The organism is Pseudomonas sp. I3-I5 (genome assembly GCF_022699445.1).
Lineage (GTDB): Bacteria > Pseudomonadota > Gammaproteobacteria > Pseudomonadales > Pseudomonadaceae > Aquipseudomonas > Aquipseudomonas fulva.
This window is the reverse complement of record NZ_CP093940.1, coordinates 180,429-202,033: the sequence shown is the minus strand read 5'-3', so window position 1 is coordinate 202,033 and position 21,605 is coordinate 180,429. Positions and strand designations below refer to the sequence as shown.

The 21,605-nt window shown below is 62.5% G+C and carries 15 protein-coding genes; 3 read left to right on the top strand and 12 right to left on the bottom strand.

Annotation, left to right across the window (positions count from 1 at the left end; all coding sequences use genetic code 11):
• Positions 1-172 precede the first annotated feature (172 nt).
• Positions 173-5,692, top strand: coding sequence for a DUF6543 domain-containing protein (locus MOP87_RS00845; protein ID WP_242810016.1), 5,520 nt, complete (start codon positions 173-175; stop codon positions 5,690-5,692).
• A 48-nt stretch (positions 5,693-5,740) separates the two neighbouring features.
• Here MOP87_RS00845 and hutG read toward each other — a convergent pair whose 3' ends face one another.
• From hutG to hutC, 7 genes are all read right to left on the bottom strand, one after another.
• On the bottom strand, positions 5,741-6,544 hold the full coding sequence (gene hutG / locus MOP87_RS00840; protein ID WP_027914059.1) for an N-formylglutamate deformylase: 804 nt from the start codon (positions 6,542-6,544) through the stop codon (positions 5,741-5,743).
• A 10-nt stretch (positions 6,545-6,554) separates the two neighbouring features.
• Complete coding sequence (hutI, locus tag MOP87_RS00835) at positions 6,555-7,760, bottom strand: imidazolonepropionase (RefSeq protein ID WP_049696736.1); 1,206 nt, start codon at positions 7,758-7,760, stop codon at positions 6,555-6,557.
• A gap of 15 nt (positions 7,761-7,775) precedes the next feature.
• Complete coding sequence (locus tag MOP87_RS00830; protein ID WP_028687268.1) at positions 7,776-9,179, bottom strand: amino acid permease; 1,404 nt, start codon at positions 9,177-9,179, stop codon at positions 7,776-7,778.
• A 67-nt stretch (positions 9,180-9,246) separates the two neighbouring features.
• Positions 9,247-10,779, bottom strand: coding sequence for a histidine ammonia-lyase (gene hutH / locus MOP87_RS00825; protein ID WP_242810015.1), 1,533 nt, complete (start codon positions 10,777-10,779; stop codon positions 9,247-9,249).
• Positions 10,780-10,877: 98 nt separating this feature from the next.
• Positions 10,878-12,551, bottom strand: a complete 1,674-nt coding sequence (gene hutU / locus MOP87_RS00820; protein ID WP_027914063.1) for a urocanate hydratase — start codon at positions 12,549-12,551, stop codon at positions 10,878-10,880.
• 135 nt (positions 12,552-12,686) lie between these two features.
• Positions 12,687-13,256, bottom strand: coding sequence for a HutD family protein (locus MOP87_RS00815; protein ID WP_059183449.1), 570 nt, complete (start codon positions 13,254-13,256; stop codon positions 12,687-12,689).
• Positions 13,253-13,963: a histidine utilization repressor gene (hutC, locus tag MOP87_RS00810; protein WP_173645899.1), complete on the bottom strand. Its 711-nt coding sequence runs from the start codon at positions 13,961-13,963 to the stop codon at positions 13,253-13,255. The genes MOP87_RS00815 and hutC overlap by 4 nt, the downstream gene beginning before the upstream one ends.
• A 143-nt stretch (positions 13,964-14,106) precedes the next feature.
• Between hutC and MOP87_RS00805 the strand changes: the two genes are divergently transcribed.
• Positions 14,107-15,471 carry a formimidoylglutamate deiminase gene (locus MOP87_RS00805; protein ID WP_145279372.1) on the top strand — a complete coding sequence of 455 codons (1,365 nt, stop codon included), beginning with the start codon at positions 14,107-14,109 and terminating at the stop codon, positions 15,469-15,471.
• Between the two features lie 104 nt (positions 15,472-15,575).
• On the opposite strand, the gene MOP87_RS00800 is transcribed toward MOP87_RS00805, so the two are convergent.
• From MOP87_RS00800 to MOP87_RS00780, 5 genes are all read right to left on the bottom strand, one after another.
• Positions 15,576-16,148: a lipocalin family protein gene (locus MOP87_RS00800; protein ID WP_027914067.1), complete on the bottom strand. Its 573-nt coding sequence runs from the start codon at positions 16,146-16,148 to the stop codon at positions 15,576-15,578.
• Positions 16,145-16,399 carry an outer membrane protein assembly factor BamE gene (gene bamE, locus MOP87_RS00795; protein WP_027914068.1) on the bottom strand — a complete coding sequence of 85 codons (255 nt, stop codon included), beginning with the start codon at positions 16,397-16,399 and terminating at the stop codon, positions 16,145-16,147. Before bamE ends, MOP87_RS00800 begins: the two co-directional genes overlap by 4 nt.
• 290 nt (positions 16,400-16,689) lie before the next feature.
• A complete protein-coding gene (locus tag MOP87_RS00790; protein ID WP_027914069.1) occupies positions 16,690-17,286 on the bottom strand; it encodes a DUF924 family protein in 597 nt (198 codons plus the stop codon).
• A gap of 3 nt (positions 17,287-17,289) precedes the next feature.
• Entirely contained in the window at positions 17,290-18,300 is a 1,011-nt protein-coding gene (locus tag MOP87_RS00785) for a class 1 fructose-bisphosphatase (protein ID WP_023532920.1), read from the bottom strand.
• 242 nt (positions 18,301-18,542) lie between these two features.
• On the bottom strand, positions 18,543-20,993 hold the full coding sequence (locus MOP87_RS00780; RefSeq protein WP_242810014.1) for a glycogen/starch/alpha-glucan phosphorylase: 2,451 nt from the start codon (positions 20,991-20,993) through the stop codon (positions 18,543-18,545).
• Positions 20,994-21,178: 185 nt separating this feature from the next.
• On the opposite strand from MOP87_RS00780, the gene MOP87_RS00775 reads away from it, so the two are divergent.
• Entirely contained in the window at positions 21,179-21,583 is a 405-nt protein-coding gene (locus tag MOP87_RS00775) for a YkgJ family cysteine cluster protein (protein WP_242810013.1), read from the top strand.
• The last annotated feature ends 22 nt before the right edge of the window (positions 21,584-21,605 follow it).

Sequence of the window (21,605 nt, the reverse complement as noted above, 5' to 3'; positions counted from 1 at the left end):
CGTGTGAAGGTTGTTCGACCGTGAGCCATCATAAACCTGAATTGAGCGCAGAGCATGCTTGTACATCAACTCCATGCCTGGCCCGGTACAGTTGCCGGGCAGATATATCTACCTCCTTTCTCCTTCCCCGGCCCTACAGAGTCCTTCACCTCATCGTGCAGAGGACTGCTAAATGCCAACACCCACCAGCGACACCCTACCCTCACAAGGTGTCCATTACTCCACCATTGCCAAGCGCATCCCCCAGTGGCTGAAAAAAAGCCCGACCCACACGCACCAGGCCATGCGCAATTGGCGGCAGGCACCTGCCTGGCTGGCGTCAGCGATCACGGAGCAACCGGCCGTCGCGCGTGCCTGGAGCATCGAACACGCACAGCACCGTCAGCACCAAGCGCAGGTCGCGGCGCTGTTCGAGCAGGTTGCAGAGCTGGAGATCTATGCCAGAAAGGCGTTGACCGAAGCCATTGCCGAACGCTTTGGTCTACAGGTCGATGTCGACAAGAGCTACCTGGTGGACGCGCGCCTGATCGAGGAGCACGACGCCCTGGACGGGCGGCAGGCCGTGGAGCGGGCGACCCGCTCACTGCTTCAGGCAGCCCTGCATAACTTCGAGGCGTCCGCCGCCGTTGAAGGTGGCATGGATGCACCCGATGGGCTCCTGAAAAAATCGGTGATTCTCGACCACCGGCGTTTCATGGGCACCGTGCCTATCACCAATGCACTGGACATCCCGGCAGAAGCCTTCGCCGACCTGTGTCGGACGTTGGACATTGGTGGGAAATATCACGACCTGATACACGCGATCTACTACCCGGCCGCAACGGCTGACCGCAGTGCGGACGAGGTAGCCCTGGAGGTGTATCAAACACTGGGGCGGGCGGAGGAATCGGCTTGGCGACAGTCCCTGCACTACGCTCGCTTGAAGGGCGATATCAGCGAGACGTTCTACACCGCCGCGCTGGAAGTACCGCTCGATCAAAAGCTGGATCCTCTCGCATCGGGGTTCAGGTTCAGCGAGCTGCAACTCTGGGGCTGCGTACTGACGGGAGTAGTGGTCATCGAGAGGCAATCGGGTGCCGATAGCCGCATTGCGCTGTATATCCCCGACGACGAGGAAACACCCCTCAAGGCGTTCGCCGATACGCAGGCCATGCATGACGCACTGCGGGATCGGCTCCAGGCTGACATGGGCTACCTGGACAAGCATGTGCCCGAGCGCGACAAGGGGATGGTTAGACAGCGCCTGCAAGCGCGTCTGACACCACCGGGCTGGAGTACCCGCGGCCTGCACGAGCCCGTACGCGATCCACATGCCAGGCTCTACCCCGTTCAAACGCCTTTCACCCACGCGTTCCAGGGGCTCATGGCCTTTCGCAAGGTGGAACGTCATGAACAGGACGTGCTCTTCCACGCTGTCCCAACCCAGATCGTGGACCGGCGTACGGCCCAGGCTCACCGCGAGCTCATTGCCGGGCGCGCGTTGCTGGCATTGAACATCGCCGGCTTCTTCGTGCCTGGCCTTGGGGAGGCCATGCTTTTGGTGGGCATCGTCCAGCTGGCCCATGAGGTGTATGAGGGGATCGAAGCCTGGGAGGCAGACGAGCGCGACACAGCTTACGACTACCTGATCGATGTCGTCGAGAACGTGGCGGTCATGGCTGCGCTGACAGCTGCCGGCCATGCGCTCAAAGGCGCGCCGCAAATCCCAGGGGGCGACGAACCCATCGTCGAAGAACCCGACGACGAATCGGGTGATGCGCGCATTCCCGTCGAGACCCCGTCATTCATCGAAGAGCTGGAAGACGTGGACATGCCTGATGGGCAGGTTAGCCTGTGGAAACCTGACCTGACGCCCTATCAAATCCAGGACCCACTGCCACAGTCATTGGCACCGGATGAGCAGGGCCTGTTGTTGCATGAGGGTCAGCAACGGCTGGTGCTGCAGGGTCGCCAGTATCAGGTCGTGTCAGACGCCGACACTGGCCAATACCGGCTGCAGCACCCACGGGGCGAGCATCGCTATCAGCCACCGCTGCGCTACAACGGCGCTGGCGCGTGGATACAGGTCACCGACCGCCCCGCTACCTGGACAGGTTCGACCTTGTTGCAACGAATGGGGCACCTGAGTGCTGACTTCGATGAGCCGACGCTGCAACGGATGCTGCAGATCAGTGACACGGACGAAGATACCTTGCGCAGGGCGCTGGTGGAGAGCGAGCGATTGCCAGCGTTGCTGCAAGACACCCTCCAGCGGTTCAAGCTTGACCAGTCGATCAGCCAGTTGCCCGTCACGGCAGACCGCTCAACCGAATTTTTCAGAGCCTACAGGCGCATGGCATCGGCCCAGCTGCCCGACGCCGAACCGGTCATGCGGGCATACCCCGGTCTTCCAGCCGCCATTGCCGACGAGCTGGTACGCAGCGCGACTGCCAACGAACGGGGCCTGCTGGCAAGCGGTAGGGTACCGCTACGCCTGAGCGAGGAAATTCGTGTTTATCTGCAACAGGTCCGTCTGGCGCGGGCTTACGAGGGGCTGTTTCTGGTAGGGGCTCAGAGCTGGGACAGCGATCGACTCGTGCTGCATACCTTGCCGACACTGAGGCAATGGCCTACCGGTACCAGGCTACAAATCCTGCGAGGTGGGTTCTGGCCCACTCAAGCCGAGGCAATCGGCCCCAAGCAAGGTAACCCCTGCGTAACCATCATCCATGCCCCTGCAGGGTACATCGTCCAGGATCAAGCCGAGTCATCTCGGTTGGTAACGGCACACCCGGACCTCTTTACCGCGCTTCACGAGGCGCTGCCAGACGTCATGGCACAACTCGGCGCGGCTGACGCTGCGGCCCTGCGGCACCTGATGCAGGAAAGTCCGTTGCTGCCTCGCCCAGCCTTGCGCAGGGCCCTGGGCATGCGGCCGGTGCGCCCCGGCTATCGGTCACCCATGCGCCTTGCCGAGGGCCGCCTGGGGTATCCGCTGAGCGGCGGTGGCCCGCAAGCCCATGCGGTCTCTTATTCGCAGCTCCTTGCAGAGGTCGAGGCATTGGAGTTGGCGCAGCGTACCGGCCGCTCTGCCGATCAGGTGATCAATACGCTGGCCAGCAGTGGCCGCACGCGCCTGCAGATTTTCGAACACCTGCAACAGTTGGCCGAGCAGCGCACCGAACTGCAAAGCAGGCTCGATGACTGGAGCGAGGCCATTTCGCCGTCGACCGATGCGGCAGCACGCAACTACGATGCGTTGCGCGAGGCTATCGTGCAGTTCTGGTATGACACGGCGTTGGACGAAGGCGACCGGAGCACGTCCGTGTTACGCCTGGCGCTGATCTCTCTGGCCGATATTCCGTTGAACTTACCCGAGTTCTTCTACCAGCGAGTGCGCAGCCTGACCCTCTATGACCTGCCCTCAGGCGCGATGGCCAGCTGGGCGCAGAACGAGCGTTTGCTGCAACGCCTGCTCCGCCAGATGCCGCAACTCCAGGCATTGGAAATTGACCGGCCCTACACACCGCGGGCAACACCCTCGGCATTCATATTCAGCATTCCCACCATTCTGGAAAACCTGCCACAGCTGCAGCGCTTGGTACTGACCAACCAGAACATTGCCTTGTCCTCCAGTGACCTGGACATGCTGACCGGTGCCCGGCAGCTGCGTCATCTGGACCTTTCCGGAAATCGCTTGGCACAAGGCAACCGTCCGAGCTTCCACGCGCTCACACTCGATTACCTCGGGCTCGACCGCATGCATCTGTCGCAATGGCCCATGGGCATCGACAGCGATGCCTTGAGCCGCATCGGTGAGCTGTCCCTGCGCGCCAATAACCTGCTCACGCTGCCATCGTTCCTGCTGCACGAAGCCGAATCACTGCGACTCCCGCCGGTCATCAACCTTGAAGGCAACCCGATCAACGAAATTCACGTGCAGCGTTTGCTCATGAACGAGCAGCTGGACACTTCTGGTATTCGCGTGGACCAGCCGCCGTCGCTTATCGAGGGAATCACGCGCCTGCGCACCGAGCGCTCGCAGGTACGAGAAGCGCTGGAGGGCTGGGCGCAGGCATCGAGTTCCAGCAACCCCCTGACACAAACCGCCCTGGCCGAGCGTCAACGCATTGAAACGGCGATCAATGATTTCTGGACATATCAGGAACAGGGCCATCGATACCTCAGGCTGCATCTGGAAGACGTGTCGATCGAGCACTTCCCGAGGCGCCTGCCCCCCTTCTTTGGCGAGCGTGTTCGCGCCCTGGCCTTGACCCGCTTGCGAGGCACGACTGCGCAGCTTGATGAGCTGCTCAGTCGGTTTCCGGGTATCACGCGCCTGACCATAGACGGTCATCAAGCGCCGCAATCGACACTGCCTACCGCCTTGCTGCGCTTGCCGGAGCTGGAGTACCTGGAGTTGCGCAACATGGGTTTGGAAATCGATGAGCCTATGTTCGAGATTTTTGGCCGCCTGAACCACCTTACTTCGCTGGACCTTTCGGGCAACCGGGTGGGCACCATCAATCGTGTTCCTGCACAGCTTGCAGCGAATCTCCAGTCCCTGGTGCTGAGCAACATGGACCTGCAGGGCTGGCCGCACTGGTGCGACCTGTTGCTGCCGCTCGAGTTGCTCGACCTCAGTTCGAACAACATCACCGAACTGCCGGACCGTGTCCTGTCGAACCTGGATAGCACCATTCCGATTTCTTCTGTGTCCCTGTTGGACAACCCGCTGCCAGCCGAAACCATCCAGCGGGTCCGCACGTTTTCCGACAGCCATCACAGCTTCTCCTTCGCCTTGGACATTCCCAACGACCTGCTCACCGATGGTTCCAGTGATGGCTCTCTGGACCACCCGCACTTTCCGGTGTCCGGTGACGATACCCCACGGATGGAATCGTGGATGTTGGGAAATGCACTGCAAAATGAATCCCTGCAGGTATGCTGGGACGCGCTTGCAGGCAGTGACTTGCTGCGCCTGGTGGGCCGTCTGCAAAACGCAGCCCCTTACGTGGAGCCCGCTACTCGGGGCAGGTTCTGCGAACGGGTGCGACTGATGCTGGTCGCGGCGGTCAGCAACCCGACCGAGCGGCCATTGCTGGAAAGCATCGCTGTAGCGGCGCTGCCTGACGAAAATGGCGCACAAACCTGTCATGACGGCGCGCTTCAGGCGTTCAACAACATCGAGTTGTACCTGATGCATCAACGTGTCGTGATCGATGCAGGAGATAGCCTGCAGCAGATGCGCCAAAGGCTGTTGCAGCTGTTCCGGGTAGAGGAACTCGAACACCTTGCCCAGCACCGCTCGATACCGGGGGATCTGGTTTCGGTGCGCCTGGCTTATCGCCGCGAACTGGCCAAGGAACTCGAGCTGCCCATCGCCGACCGCATGCGTTTCCGAAGTGCTGCCAACCTGGCGGCCGATGAGCTTTCGAGCGTGCTCGAACACGTGCGCAAGCGCGAACACAGCGAAGCGTTCATCGACTATCTGCTGTCCAACCAGGACTGGACCCAGCGCCTTCGCGATGAATACGCCGAGCGGTTCGAGGAGGTTGAAAACCGGTACCGCCAGCGGGTACTGGAACTGGCCAACACCAGCCATTCGCTGCAGGAAGAGGTGATCTTGCAACAAGGCTTGCAGATGGATCGGGAACTCGAGGAGCAGGCACTGCTGCGCGAACTCACGCTCAAGGAGGTCGCCAAAGGCTGACGATTGACCGGGCGGCGCGCATACCCCGCGCTGCCTGGCCGATTGCCTTCAGTTGCGATAATGCGCCTGACCCCAGGCTAGCAGTGCTTGCAGAAGCTGCTTGAGCACCGTCTGGGTGGGGCCTGCCAAATCTTCACGGTAGCTGAAAGGTTCACGCTCTAGCATGTAGGTGCTTTGCGCAAGCTCGAGCTGGACGGCGTGAACGTGCGCGGCTGGGTTGCCGTAATGACGGGTGATGTGCCCGCCCTTGAAGCGCCCATTGAGCGCATGATCGTAACCGTGCGCCTGTTGACAGACGTGCGTTAGCCGCTGGGCCAGGCTGGGGTCGCAACTCGCATCATTGAAGGTCCCGAGGTTGAAGTCCGGTAGCTTGCCGTCGAACAACCGAGGAATGTGCGAGCGGATGGAATGGGCGTCCCAGAGCAGGGCATAGCCGAACGTCTCACGCAAACGTGCCAGCTCATGCCTGATTGCCCTGTGATAAGGGTGCCAGATGTGCTCAAGGTAGTGCTTGCGCTCTGCCGGGCTTGGCGCCAGCCCCTCCTTGAACAAAGGTTCACCTTCAAAGAGCGTGTCCGGATAAAGCCCCGTGGTGGCCCCGGCATACAGCGGCTTGTCGTCCTCTGGGCGATTGAGGTCGATGACGAAGCGCGAATACTCGGCCGTCAGTACACTGGCGCCCAGCGCCTGGGCGAAATCGTACAGACGGGGAATGTGCCAGTCCGTGTCGGGCAAGCTGCGCGCCTGATCGACCAGGCCATCGGCCACTGCCGGGGTCAGCTTCAGGCCCGCATGGGGAATGCTGATCAACAGCGGCAATTGACCCTGGTGAAAGCTCAGTACCTTGTCCATCTCGCCTCGCTCAGATATCCAGTTCATGGCCGCCGCGCACGACGCGCTTGGGCAGGTCGCCGCCAAGCCAGTAGGCCAGGTCGGCAGGGCGTTCTATTTGCCAGGCAACGAAGTCGGCGGCCTTGCCCGCTTCAAGGGTGCCATGGCTGCTTCCCATGCCCAGCGCTTGCGCCGCATGGGTGGTGACACCGGCGAGGGCCTCTTCCGGCGTCATGCGGAACAAGGTGCAGCCCATGTTCAGCATCAGCCGCAGTGACAGGCCCGGTGAGGTGCCCGGGTTCAGGTCGCTGGCCAGGGCGATTTTCACGCCGTGCCGACGCAGGGCCTCCATCGGCGGAACTTGGGTCTCGCGCAGAAAGTAGAACGCGCCGGGCAGCAAGACGGCCACGGTGCCAGCCGTTGCCATGGCCACGGCATCTTCTTCTGTCATGAATTCCAGGTGATCGGCCGACAGTGCCTGGTAGCGGGCGGCCAAGCTGGAGCCGTGCAAGGAAGACAATTGTTCAGCGTGCAGCTTGACCGGCAAACCCAGTTGCTGTGCCTTGATGAACAGGCGTTCAACCTGGACGGGTGAGAAGGCCAGGTGTTCGCAGAAGGCATCCACCGCATCCACCAGCCCTTCTGCTGCCAATGCCGGCAGCATGTCATCACAGATGTGGGCAATGAAGTCGTCGCTGCGTTCGGCGTATTCCGGCGGCAAGGCGTGAGCCGCCAGGCACGTGGCCCGAACCGTGATACCCAGCTCGTCACCCAGACGCCGGGCTACACGCAGCATCTTGCGCTCGTTGACCAAGTCCAGGCCGTAACCGGACTTGATCTCCAGGGTGGTCACGCCGTCGCGCATCAACGCCCGGACGCGCTGCCGGGCGCTGGCGAACAGCATGTCTTCACTGGCGGCGCGGGTGGCCCTCACGGTGCTGGCAATGCCCCCGCCCTGCGCGGCGATCTCGGCATAGCTCACACCTTGCAGCCGCTGTTCGAACTCGCCGCTGCGGTTGCCGCCGAATACCGCGTGCGTGTGGCAATCGATCAGCCCGGGGGTCACCCAAGTGCCGCCCAGGTCGACCGTCTGCTCGGTCCCTTCGACTTGCCAGTCGGCACGTGGGCCGATCCACAGGATCCGCCCACCACCGGTCACGATGGCGGCGTCTTCGATGATCGAATAACGGCCTTGGGCCATGGTTGCCACGTGGCAGTGTTGCCAGAGGGTTTTCATGCAGGTTCTCCTTTGCTAGCGATGCAACTCGGCGGCTTCGGCCACCGACGCGCCCTGCCCTGTGCGCGGCTTGCACCACAACAGGTAGGACGCCACCAGAAAGACCAGCCAGACCATGCCGACCAACAACGCCGCCTGGGTGTCCGGGAAATAGCCAAGCACACCGAAGACGAAGACCATGAAGGCGATGGCCAATGCCGGGCCCCAGGGCCAGAACGGTACCGGGAACTTGAGCTCGGCCATCTGCTCACGGCTCATGCGCCTCCGCATCGCCACCTGAGTGATGAGGATCATCAGCCAGACCCAGACGGTGGCGAAGGTAGCGATCGAGGCGATCAGCAGAAACACGTTTTCAGGGATCAGGTAATTGAGCAGTACCCCAACCAGCAGTGCTGCCCCCATCACCACCACCGTCATCCACGGCACGCCATGCCTGGACAGCCGGCTGAAGCCCTTGGGGGCATGTCCCTGCTGGGCCAGACCATACATCATGCGGCCCGCACCGAAGATATCGCTGTTAATGGCAGAAACGGCCGCAGAGATCACCACCACGTTCAGCACCGCAGCCGCAGAGCCGATCCCCAGATTGCTGAAGATCTGCACGAAGGGGCTGCCCTGGCTGCCAATCTGCGGCCAGGGGTACAGGCACATCAGCACGAACAGGGTGAGCACATAGAACAGCAGGATGCGCAGGGGCACGGCGTTGATCGCCTTGGGAATTACCCGTTGCGGATCCTTGGCCTCGCCTGCGGTCACCCCGATGATCTCGATGCCGCCAAAGGCGAACATGACCACGGCGAACGAGGCGATCAACCCGGCGACACCGTTAGGCATGAAACCGCCATGCTCGAACAGGTTGCCCACGCCCACGGCCTGCCCGCTGCCCACCTGGCTGAAGCCGAAGACCATGATGCCAAGGCCCGCCAGGATCATGGCCACGATCGCGCCCACCTTGAGCAAGGACAGCCAGAATTCCAGTTCGCCGAATACCTTGACGTTGCACAGGTTGAGCGCACCGATGACCAAGACGATGCCCAGCACCCATGTCCAACGGGCGACCTCTGGGAACCAGAAGCCCATGTAGATGCCGAACGCCGTCACATCGGCGATGGCGACGATGACCATCTCGAACGCATAGGTCCAGCCGAGGATAAAGCCGGCCATGGGGCCCAGGTAGGTGCTGGCGTAGTGACCGAATGAGCCGGCCACGGGGTTGTGTACGGCCATTTCGCCCAATGCCCGCATGACCATGAATACCGCAGCGCCGCCGATCAGATAGGCCAGCAATACCGCCGGGCCGGCCATCTGGATGGCCGATGCCGAGCCGTAGAACAGGCCGGTACCGATGGCAGAGCCGAGGGCCATGAAACGAATGTGGCGGGCAGTCAGCCCGCGCTTGAGACCTTGTGCAGGTTGCATGTCACGTCCTTGAATTGTTTTTGTGGTCGTGAGATACGGGGGCCGCCACCAAAGGCCCCCGAGCGCATTACAGACTTGGTAGCACGCCCGCTGGCAATAGCGCGGTCAGGCTGCCTTCGGCCAGCACGTGCACGGCCTTTTCGATGTCCGGTGCAAAGAACCGGTCGCGGTCGTAGTGCGGCACTTCACGGCGTAATGCCTGGCGCGCCTGTTCGAGCCTGGCGGAGGTCTTGAGCCCCTTGCGCAGGTCCAGGCCCTGGCAGGCGCCCAACCACTCGATCGCCAGCACGCCCCGGGTATTTTCAGCCATTTCCCATAGGCGCTTGCCGGCAGCCGGGGCCATTGAGACATGGTCCTCCTGGTTGGCGGAGGTCGGCAGGCTGTCGACGCTGTGCGGGTGGGACAGGGCCTTGTTCTCGCTGGCCAGTGCGGCGGCGGTGACCTGGGCAATCATGAAGCCCGAGTTGACCCCACCGTTCTCCACCAGGAAGGGCGGCAACTGGGACATGTGCTTGTCCATCATCAGTGAGATGCGGCGCTCGCTCAACGCGCCCATTTCGGCGATGGCCAGGGCGATGTTGTCGGCGGCCATCGCCACCGGCTCGGCATGGAAGTTACCGCCGGAAACCACGTCGCCTTCGGCGGCGAACACCAAAGGGTTGTCCGACACGGCATTGGCCTCGACGCCGAGTACCTCGGCAGCCTGGCGCAGTTGAGTGAGGCAGGCGCCCATCACTTGTGGCTGGCAGCGCAGCGAGTAAGGATCCTGGACCTTGTCGCAGTTCTGGTGCGAAAGCGATACCTCGCTGGTGTCCCCCAGCAGGGCCCTGAAGCAGGCAGCGGTGTCGATCTGTCCGCGCTGGCCGCGCACTGCATGGATACGGGCATCGAAGGGCGAGCGCGAACCAAGGGCGGCTTCCACGCTGAGCGCGCCGCAGGTGACCGCGGCGGCGAACAGGTCTTCGCCATGGAACAGCCCGCGCAGGGCATAGGCCGTGGAGGCCTGGGTACCATTGAGCAGGGCGAGCCCCTCTTTGGCGGCCAGGGTCAACGGCTCAAGACCGGCGATGGCCAGGGCCTCGGTAGCCGCAAGCCACTGGCCCTTGTAGCGCGCCTTGCCCTCGCCCAGCAGTACCAGGGACATGTGGGCCAGCGGCGCGAGGTCACCGGAGGCGCCGACCGAGCCTTTGAGGGGGATGTGGGGATAGACCTCGGCGTTGACCAGCGCGATCAGCGCGTCGATGACCTTGCGGCGAATACCGGAGAAGCCGCGGCTCAGGCTGTTGATCTTCAGCACCATGATCAATCGGACCAGCGCGTCATCGAGCGGCGCACCGATCCCGGCGGCATGCGACAGCACCAGCGAACGCTGCAGGTTTTCCAGGTCGTGGCTGGCGATACGGGTCGACGCCAGCAGTCCGAAACCGGTGTTGATGCCGTAGGCGGTACGGTCCTGCGCGATGATCTGCTCGACGCAGGCCACGCTGGCATCGATGGCCGGGCCGGCGCTGGCGTCGAGTTGAAGCCGTACAGGGCCTGCATGCACAGTGCGCAGTTGCGCCAGGGTCAGGCAGCCGGGCTTGAGGGTAAGTTCGGTCACGTTGCTACTCCAGTTCGCGAGGCATGACCGGCAGCGCCAGCCCGCCTCTTCTTGTTGTCGAGTATCACCCTTGTGGGGTGCGTTGCAGAGGGAGGTGATCAGCCGGTGATCATCGGCAGGTCCAGCCCCTGCGCTTGCGCGCACTCAATGGCGATAGCGTAACCGGCATCGGCGTGACGCATGACACCGGTGCCTGGGTCATTGGCCAGCACGCGAGCGATACGAGCCGCCGCCTCGTCGCTGCCGTCACAGACGATGACCATGCCCGAGTGCTGGGAGAAGCCCATGCCGACACCGCCGCCATGGTGCAGCGACACCCAGGTGGCACCACTGGCGGTATTGAGCAGGGCATTGAGCAATGGCCAGTCGGAGACCGCATCGGAGCCATCGCGCATGGCTTCGGTTTCGCGGTTGGGGCTGGCGACCGAGCCCGAATCGAGATGGTCGCGCCCGATCACGATCGGTGCCGACAGCTCGCCACTGCGCACCATTTCGTTGAACGCCAGGCCCAGCTTGGCCCGCAGCCCCAGCCCTACCCAACAGATGCGGGCCGGCAAGCCTTGGAAGCTGATGCGCTCGCGGGCCATGTCCAGCCAGCGGTGCAGGTGGGCGTCGTCGGGGATCAATTCCTTGACCTTGGCATCGGTCTTGTAGATGTCTTCGGCTTCGCCGGACAACGCTGCCCAGCGGAAGGGGCCGATGCCCCGGCAGAACAGTGGACGGATGTAAGCCGGCACGAAACCTGGGAAATCGAACGCATTGGCCACGCCTTCTTCCTTGGCCATCTGGCGAATGTTGTTGCCGTAGTCGAAGGTGGGCACGCCCTGCTGCTGAAAATCGAGCATGGCCTGTACATGCACGGCCATCGACTGCTTGGCAGCCTTGACCACGGCCACCGGGTCGGTCTGGGCGCGGTCGCGGTACTGCTCCCACGTCCAGCCGGCGGGCAGGTAGCCATTGAGCGGGTCATGCGCGCTGGTCTGGTCGGTGACCATGTCTGGCCGCACCCCGCGCCTGACCAACTCAGGCAACACGTCGGCCGCATTGCCATGCAAGGCAATGGAAATGGCCTTGCCTTCGGCGGTGTAACGGGCGATGCGCGCCAGGGCATCGTCCAGGTCAGTGGCCTGCTCATCGACGTAGCGGGTTTGCAGGCGGAAATCGATACGGCTTTGCTGGCACTCGATGTTCAGCGAACAAGCCCCGGCCAAGGTCGCGGCCAGTGGCTGGGCCCCACCCATGCCACCCAGACCTGCGGTCAGCACCCACTTGCCCTTGAGGCTGCCGCCGTAGTGCTGGCGACCCGCCTCGACGAAGGTTTCGTAAGTGCCTTGGACGATGCCCTGGCTGCCGATGTAGATCCAGCTGCCAGCGGTCATCTGGCCATACATGGCCAGGCCTTTGGCGTCCAGCTCGTTGAAGTGCTCCCAGCTGGCCCAGTGAGGGACCAAGTTCGAGTTGGCGATCAGCACGCGTGGTGCGTTGCTGTGAGTCTTGAACACGCCGACCGGCTTGCCGGACTGGACCAGCAGGGTTTCGTCGTCTTCCAGACGGGTCAGGGTTTCGACGATCTTGTCGTAGCAGTCCCAGTTGCGCGCGGCCCGGCCGATGCCACCGTACACCACCAGTTCCTTGGGGTTCTCGGCGACCTGCGGGTCGAGGTTGTTCATCAACATGCGCAGTGGCGCTTCGGTCAGCCAGCTTTTGGCAGTGAGCGTATTGCCACGCGGGGCACGGATTTCAACGTCACGGTATTTGTTGTTGTCGGTCACGGGAATGTCCTTTGCGGTCGGCTGCAGCAGATGTGTCGTGGAGCAATACAAACACATCTTTACTTGTATGTACAAGCATGGACAAGTGAAATTCGCAGACCTTGACGCCGCAAGCGATGCCAGCCCAGGGTCAGCTCAACGGGGATCGAGTTCGATCAGGCAGCACTGCCCCTGTACGTCCAACGCCAGCAACGCTTCGTTACCTTCCAGTTGCAGGCAGTCATGACGCCCCAATTGCAGGGCCTGGTGCCCCGCCGCCACTTCTACCGCTTGGCTGGCGGCAAACAGCAGCACGGTCGAGGCCGAGGTGTGCAAACGGTTGAAACCTTCCAGCCATTGCAAGCGCGCCCGATAGCGCTGCGGTGCGTAGATGAGGTTGAAATCACGAATCGGCCCGCCGATAAGGTGGCAATCGACCTCGCTTGCCCCCTCGAACGCAAACCCGTCGAATGGCAGCAGCGGCCGGCTGAGTTGGCCGTCTACCCACAGACGCATGCCATCGCCCTGCAGCACGGTGATGATCCGCTGGTAGCCGGCGAAGCTCGAAAAAGCGCCCGACGCCTGGATATCGGCAATCGACAAGCGCCAGCCAAAACCGTCCAGGCCCTTGCCGTGGTCACGGGCGATTTCCTCGGTGAAGCCAGCGCCGTTTTTCCAGGGCATGCGCGGATAGTCCCGCGCCTGCAACACATGCAATCGGCTCATTTGCCAAAACGTCCTTCCAGGCGATGGCGCGAACCGGGGTGAATCAGGCGCGCGGCCGTGACCGGCTGGCGCCCGGACCAGGTACGGCGGCGGATCAGCAGGCATGGCTCGCCGCGTTCGATTTGCAGGAGCTGGCATTCTTCAGGCTCTGCCAGGATCGCCTCGACCACATGCTCGCCCTCCGTCAGCGGAGCTACCTGGGACAGATAGGCATAAGGCGTCTGACGGGTGAAGTCCTGCAGAAGGTATTCGGGCGCCACGGCCGCATTGACGTATCGATCTTCGATCTGCACCGGGGTATCGTTCTCGAAATGCACGATCAGCGAATGAAATACCCGCTGACCTTCGCGCATGTTCAAGGCCAGCGCTCGCTCGGAACCTGCAGCTTCCTCGGCAAGCACCACGACCTGGCAGCTATGCCGGTGCCCGCGTGCGGCGATTTCGTCGGCGATGTTGTTCACTTCGAACAGCGCCGAGCGGCCTTTGGGCTCGGCTACGAAGGTGCCGACACCTTGCATGCGCACCAACAGCCCCTCGGCTGTGAGCTCGCGCAGGGCGCGATTGATGGTCATGCGGCTGAAGCCCAGTTGGCTGACCAGTTCGCTTTCCGAGGGCACACGGTGATGCGGCGGCCAGCTACCGTCGTCGATGTGCTGCTTGATCATCTGTTTGACCCGCGCGTACAGCGGCGCCGGGCCTTCGCCCATGGGGGCAACCAGCGCGTTGGCAGGAGGTGTCGGCACGGCCAGAAATCCTTGTGCATAAGAAATGAGCGTTAGCTTGCCGGAGTTTACCCGGCAGGCAAACGCCTGTATATGTATATACAAGCTAACAAGAACAGGAGCCTGCAATGCCCGCCTATTTTGCCCAACGCGCCTTGTTGCCTACGGGGTGGGCCCGAGACGTGCGCTTAGACGTCGGTACGGACGGGTTCCTGACACGCATTGAAGCCGGCGCTTGCGCCGACGGCGCAGAGCGTCTGGCGGGGCCCCTACTTCCCGGTATGCCGAATGTGCACTCCCACGCGTTCCAGCGGGCCATGGCCGGGCTTGCCGAGGTCGTCGGCGACCCCAATGACAGCTTCTGGACCTGGCGCGACCTCATGTACCGGCTGGTCGGGCAGATCACGCCTGAGCAGCTGCAGGTCATCGCCCGCCAGCTCTACATCGAGATGCTCAAAGCGGGCTATACCGCGGTGGCGGAATTCCATTACGTGCACCATGACCAGGCAGGCAATGCGTATGCAGACCCGACCGAGTTGTCTCGCCGGATCAGCGCAGCGGCCACGCAGAGCGGCATCGGCCTGACCCTGCTGCCGGTACTCTACAGCCATGCAGGGTTTGGCGGCCAAACGCCAAGCGATGGCCAGCGCCGGTTCATCCAGTCCACCGATCACTACCTGCGTTTGCAGGCGCAATTGGCGCCGCTGCTGGCCGCGCAACCGGCGCAGGGGCTGGGCTTGTGCTTTCACTCGCTGCGGGCCGTGACGCCTGGGCAGATCGCCGAGGTATTGGCGGCCAGTGACGACAAATGCCCGGTGCACATTCATATTGCCGAGCAGCAACGGGAAGTCGATGACTGCCTGGCCTGGAGCGGCCTGCGACCCTTGCAATGGCTGTATGAGCACGTGGCCGTGGATGAGCGCTGGTGCCTGGTGCACGCCACACACGCCCAGCCGGACGAAGTGACAGCCATGGCCCGCAGCGGCGCCGTGGCGGGATTGTGCCTGACGACCGAAGCCAACCTGGGCGACGGCATTTTCCCGGCCACGGACTACCTGGCACAGGGCGGGCGCCTGGGGATTGGTTCGGACAGCCATGTCTCGCTAAGCGTGGTTGAAGAGCTGCGCTGGCTGGAGTACGGCCAGCGCCTGCGCGACCAGCGACGCAACCGCTTGCATCGCCGCGACCAACCGATGGTCGGGCGCACCTTGCTCGACGCTGCGTGGGCAGGGGGTGCACAGGCGCTGGGTCAGCCCATTGGCGAACTGGCTGTAGGCAAGCGCGCCGACTGGCTGGTGCTTGATGATCAGGACCCCTACATCGCCATGGCCGACGGTGATGGCATTCTCAATCGGTGGCTGTTTGCCGGCGGTGACCGGCAGGTTCGCGACGTGATGGTCAATGGCCAATGGGTGGTACGCCAAGGCCATCATCTGCAAGAGGAGCAAAGCCGCGCGGCATTCGCTCAGGTACTGCGGCAGCTTTTGGGATGACCCGACCAAGGCCGCTTAGCGGCGGCCGCGATTCGAGCTGAGGCGCTACAGCACGCCCCGGGTAGGCATGACGTTCGCTTCCGCCCACCACGCCTGCAACCCACTCAGTGCATCTTGACGATCTGCTGGTCGGAAGCTCGCCAGATCAACCGGCTGGTGTCGTAGCCCTGCTGGCGGGCCTTGGCGAGCAAGTGTTCGCGCTCCCAGGCCGGCAAGCTGGGCGTGCGTGACAGAATCCACAAGTACTTGCGGTCCGGGCTGCCGACAACCGCGGTGCGGTAGCGCTCGTCCACATACAAGATCCAGTATTCGCCCCTGGCAACGCCAGGGACCAGCCGTGTGAACCAGTTGTCGAATTCCACCCACAGCCTGTCGGTATGCCCTGGCGCCTCGATGTAGGCACGGCCTTCGGCACGCAGCCACTCGTCACCCAGGGTGCGGCAGCGGTTCAGCAAACCGAATGACCCGTCGGGTTTGAGGTTGTAATGGGCCTCCGACTGTTCGCAGCCGGCCTGATAGCGCATGGGCAAGCGTGCAAGCTCGTACCACTTGCCCTGATAACGCTTGAGATCCACCTGCCCTGCGGTCTTCGGTGCAAGCGGGTCGTTCATCGACCCCGCGCACCCGCCGAGCAAGAGGGTCAGGCACAGGCCCAACAGTAGCCCGGCAGCCCTCATTTGAGACCCTGCCCCGAATACATCAAGACCTTGTCCGACGCGTACTGCACGCTAATGAAGCTCCGCTCGTCCCCCCACGTGCAACTGCTCATGCCCAAGGCGCCAGAACACTCGGTCGGCGTGCCGAGCAATTGCTCGACCTCGGCCTTGCTCATGCCGGCTTTGAGTTTGGAATAGTTTTCCTGATTGATCTTGCTGCAGGCGGCGAGCACGACACACAGCGACAACAGGGCGAGGGAACGCAACGACATGAAGACACTCCTGAACGAGGGAGCAGGCGAGTGGCCTGCAGTGCCCTTCGACGGGAAAATGCCTCCCAGGTTCCCTGTTGGACCTGCCCAAGACCGCTACCGCTGATCGGGAAAATGGCTTATTCGAATGAGCCGCCCGGGGCTTGGAGTGTTCAATATGGGGTTTTACGTGCCTGGGCCGGGTCTGAAACAGCAGACACTAATGGGGCCGCTGTGCGGCCCCATTAGTGTCAAGTCAATCGCATTAGCCCATGGAGGACGGCCTCAGTCATTGGACGTAGAGCGCTGCTTCAGAACCTGGAACCCGGCTCGAGCAGAAAATCCATCTCTTCACTGGTACTGGGCCTGTCCAGCACGAGGTTGCGGTGCGGGAACCGGCCAAACCGCTCGATTACCCGCTGGTGTTGCTGGGCATAATCCAGGAAGCCTTCGAACAACCGACGGTTGGCTTCAGGTTGCTCGTCAAGCAGCACCTGGTAGCGCTCGACGGACATGTTCTGCCAGTCCAGCACTTCGGCATGCTCGAGCACCAGCAGCACGAATACCCGCTGGATCGGGAGCAACTGATAATCCCAGTCCTTCTGCAACCCCTGAAGGGCGACCACTTGCGCACGCCGATCACCCTCGAACGCACGTGGCGTGTCGCGGTAGATCATGCGTGGCAGCTGATCGAGCAGTAGCAGAAGCCCAAGCCAGCCCTGAGGGCTCTGCTGCCACTCGTCGAGCCCACCTGCCAAGGCCTGGTCGACAAGCTCACCGAACAGCGCCTGGGCCTCGGCGTCGTGATGCTTGCCGAACCATTGGGCGCTCTTCTCGTCAGCCACGGCCTGGGCGCTGGTGCCCCAACCGAACCACCATTCCAGCAAAGGCTGCCAAGGTGCGAGCATGACTTACTCCTTGTGGTAGGCGGTGACGCGCTCAACCTCTTCCTTCGAGCCCAGGATCACCGACACACGCTGGTGCAGGCTCTCTGGCTGAATGTCGAGGATGCGGTCGTAGCCGTTGGTGGACGCGCCACCGGCCTGTTCGATGATGAACGACATCGGGTTGGCTTCGTACATCAGGCGCAGCTTGCCCGGCTTGCTCGGCTCACGGGCATCGCGCGGGTACATGAACAGGCCGCCACGGGTGAGGATACGGTGTACGTCGGCCACCATCGAGGCGATCCAACGCATGTTGTAGTTCTTTTTCAGCGGGCCGGTCTCGCCTGCCAGCAGCTCGCCCACGTAGCGCTGTACCGGGGCTTCCCAGTGACGCTGGTTGGACATGTTGATGGCGAATTCGGCGGTGGTTTCCGGAATGCTGATGTTCTCGTGGGTCAGCACGAAGCTACCCAGTTCGCGGTCCAGGGTGAAGCCCTTGACGCCGTTGCCCAGGGTCAGAATCAGCATGGTCTGCGGGCCATAGATGGCGTAGCCGGCCGCAACCTGCTCGGTGCCCGGCTGCAGGAAGGCATTTTCGTTCAGGGTTTCGTTCTGGCTCAGGTACTCGTTAGGGCAACGCAGTACCGAGAAGATGGTACCGACCGACACGTTGACGTCGATGTTGGAGGAGCCGTCGAGCGGGTCGAAGACCAGCAGGTAGGCACCTTTGGGGTAGCGACCCGGAATCTGGTAGGCGTTGTCCATTTCCTCGGACGCCATGCCGGCCAGGTGACCGCCCCATTCGTTGGCTTCGAGCAGGATGTCGTTGGAGATGACGTCCAGCTTCTTCTGGACTTCGCCCTGGACGTTTTCGGTGCCCATGCTGCCCAGCACACCGCCAAGGGCGCCCTTGGACACGTGATGGCTGATTTCCTTGCACGCACGCGCCACCACTTCGATCAGGAAGCGCAGATCGGCAGGGGTATTGTTGCTGCGGGTCTGCTCAATCAGATAGCGACTCAGGGTAACGCGGGACATGTATGGCTCCAACAGGATTGGGGATGGAAAACCCACGCAGTTTACAGGGAGAGCGGCGGGCTAGCGAGCAATGAGACACGCCACGGCTGTCAGACGGCACAATGGATCGGGAGTTCAGCGCTCGCCAGGCCGACGGTCGGCACAGGGCTGCCCGGCCCCATGCTGGCGCCGGGCGGACTGTGATCGCTGCTGCTGGCAACGTCGACGAGCCAGGTGGCGGTGCCCACCTGGCCTGCCCTGTGTCAGTCCAGCGCCTTCCAGATCTCGGTCGCGTACTCGCGGATGGTCCTGTCCGACGAGAACCAGCCCATGCGTGCCGTGTTCAGCACTGCCATGCGCCACCACTGCTGCGGCTTGTGCCACAGGTCTTCCACCCGCTGCTGAGCGTCCCAGTAGGCATCGAAATCGGCACAGACCATGAAGCGGTCGTAGCCAATCAGGCCATCGATCAGACCGGTGTAACGCGAAGGGTCGTCCGAGGAAAACACACCACTGCGGATGGCCTGCAACACGTCGTTCAAGCGCCCGGAAGCGGCGATGGCAGCCGAGGCGCCGAAATCACCGGCGCGCTTGCGCGCTTCCACTTGCTGCGCCGTCAAACCGAAGATGAACATGTTGTCGGGGCCGACCTGCTCGCTCATCTCCACGTTCGCGCCATCGAGGGTGCCGATGGTCAGGGCGCCATTGAGGCCGAACTTCATGTTGCTGGTACCCGAGGCCTCGTAGCCGGCCGTGGATATCTGCTCGGAAAGGTCCGCCGCCGGGATGATGCTTTCGGCCAGGCTTACGTTGTAATTGGGCAGGAATACGACCTTGAGCAGGCCGCGCACGGTGGGATCGTTGTTGACCACCCGGGCGATGTCGTTGGTCAGCTTGATGATGAGTTTGGCCTGATGGTAGCTGGCCGCTGCCTTGCCCGCGAAGATCTTGACCCGGGGTACCCAGTGCGTACCCGGGTCGTGGCGAATAGCCTGGTACAACGCTACGGTGTGCAGCAGGTTGAGCAGTTGCCGCTTGTACTCGTGGATGCGCTTGACCTGCACGTCGAACATCGCTTCCGGGTTCACCGTAACGCCCACGCGATCCTGGATGATGCTCGCCAATGCACGCTTGCTGTGCAGCCGCTGCGCTGCGAACTGCTTGCAGAAACTGGTTTTGTCGGCGAACGGAACCAGCCCGGTCAGCAGGCGCTCAGGGTCGTCCAGCAGCTCGGGGCCCAACGCCTCCACCAGCATGCCGGTCAGTTGGGGGTTGGACTGATAGAGCCAGCGGCGGAAGGTGATGCCGTTGGTCTTGTTGTTGATCCGCTGGGGGTACAGCTTGTGCAGCTCGGAAAAGACCGTGCTTTTCATCAACTGGCTGTGCAGCGCCGATACGCCATTGACGCTGTGCGAGCCAAGGAACGCCAGGTTGCCCATGCGCACCCGCCGGCCGTTGTCTTCTTCGATCAAGGACACGGCACGCAGCAGGTCGAAATCATGCATGCCTTTGGCACGCAACGAATCGATATGGTAGGCGTTGATCAGGTAGATGATCTGCATGTGCCTGGGCAGCATGCGCTCCATCAGGGCCACCGGCCAGGTTTCCAGGGCCTCGGGCAGCAAGGTGTGGTTGGTGTAGGCCAAGGTGCCCACGGTCACTTCCCAGGCGGTGTCCCAGGGGATTTGATGTTCGTCGACCAGCAACCGCATCAGCTCGGCCACGGCGATGGAGGGGTGGGTATCGTTGAGCTGGATAGCCGCCGCGTCGGGCAGGTTGAGCAAGCTGTCATGCATGTTCAGGTGCCGACGCAGCAGGTCTTGCAGCGATGCCGACACGAAGAAATACTCCTGGCGCAGGCGCAGCTCCTGGCCAGCCTCGGTACTGTCGGCCGGATACAGTACGCGGGAGATGCTTTCGGCGCGCGCCACCTCGGCAACCGCGCCCAGGTGGTCCCCTGCGTTGAAGCGCTCCAGGTGCAGTTCCTCCAGCGCCCGTGCACGCCACAGGCGCAAGGTATTGACGCTGGAGCCTCTCCAGCCAACGACCGGCGTGTCGTACGCCACCGCCCGGACGGTTTCGCTGGGAGACCACACCTGGCGCTGGTTGCCATGCGTGTCGCTGACCGTTTCGACGCTGCCACCAAAACTGATGGGGTAGATGACTTCGGCCCGCTCGAATTCCCATGGGTTGCCGAAATCCAGCCAGTTTTCCGTCTGTTCCTGCTGCCAACCGTCCACCATGGCCTGCCGGAACAGCCCGTGCTCGTAGCGGATACCGTACCCATGCGCGGCAATGCCCAGCGTTGACATGCTTTCCATGAAGCACGCTGCCAACCGGCCCAAACCGCCGTTGCCCAGCGCCGCGTCGGGCTCAAGCAGGCGAATGCGCTCCAGGTCCACGTCCAGGCCATCCAGCGCGTCGCGCGCGATGTCCAGCAAGCCCAGGTTGCTCAGGCTGTCATACAGCAGCCGACCGATCAGGAACTCCAGGGAGAGGTAATACACCCGCTTCTGACTGCGTCGGTAGGATTGCCGGGTATGGTCCATCCAGTGATCGACCATATGGTCGCGCGCAGCCAGGGCGATGGCTTCGAACCAGTCATGGTCGAAAGCATGCTCCGGGTCCTTGCCGACGGCATAGGTAAGTTTATCCAGCACTGCAGCGCGAAAATCCGCGACTTCAGCGTCACGCGCTTTGGGTTCCTGGGACATGCGTCATCCTCGGGGCAAATGGACAAGAGCAGAAAGCAAATGTTGAGCCTAGACGCTTCGACCGGCCGCAATCACCAGTGTTCGAGTATTTGCGTGGCCGCATGCAACCGGTCATAAAATTGTTCATAAATTGAGCAATTCCGGTATCATCGCGCGCCCTATACCGTGATCCGCCTCATAAAACGATGAAAACGACCCTGATCGCCGCTGCCGAAGTCGACCGCCTGGAGACTTGGCAGCGCTATGCCAGCCACATGTGCGGCGGCTGCCATTCAACTTGCTGCACCTTGCCGGTGGAGGTCAAGATCAAGGACCTGATCCGCATCGGCGTGGTGGATGAATTCGAACAAGACGAGCCGCCTAAAAACGTGGCCAAGCGTTTGCAGAAAGAAGGCATCATCGAGCGCTTCAACCAGAAGTCGGGCATCTTCACCCTGACGCGCATGAGCAACGACGATTGCATGTACCTGGATCGTAAGAGCCGCCTGTGCACCATTTATGACAAGCGCCCCGACACCTGCCGCAACCATCCGAAGGTCGGGCCACGGCCGGGGTATTGTGCGTACAAGCCGAAGGTGGTTGGGCGCTAAGACCCAATAGGGGTCGATAACC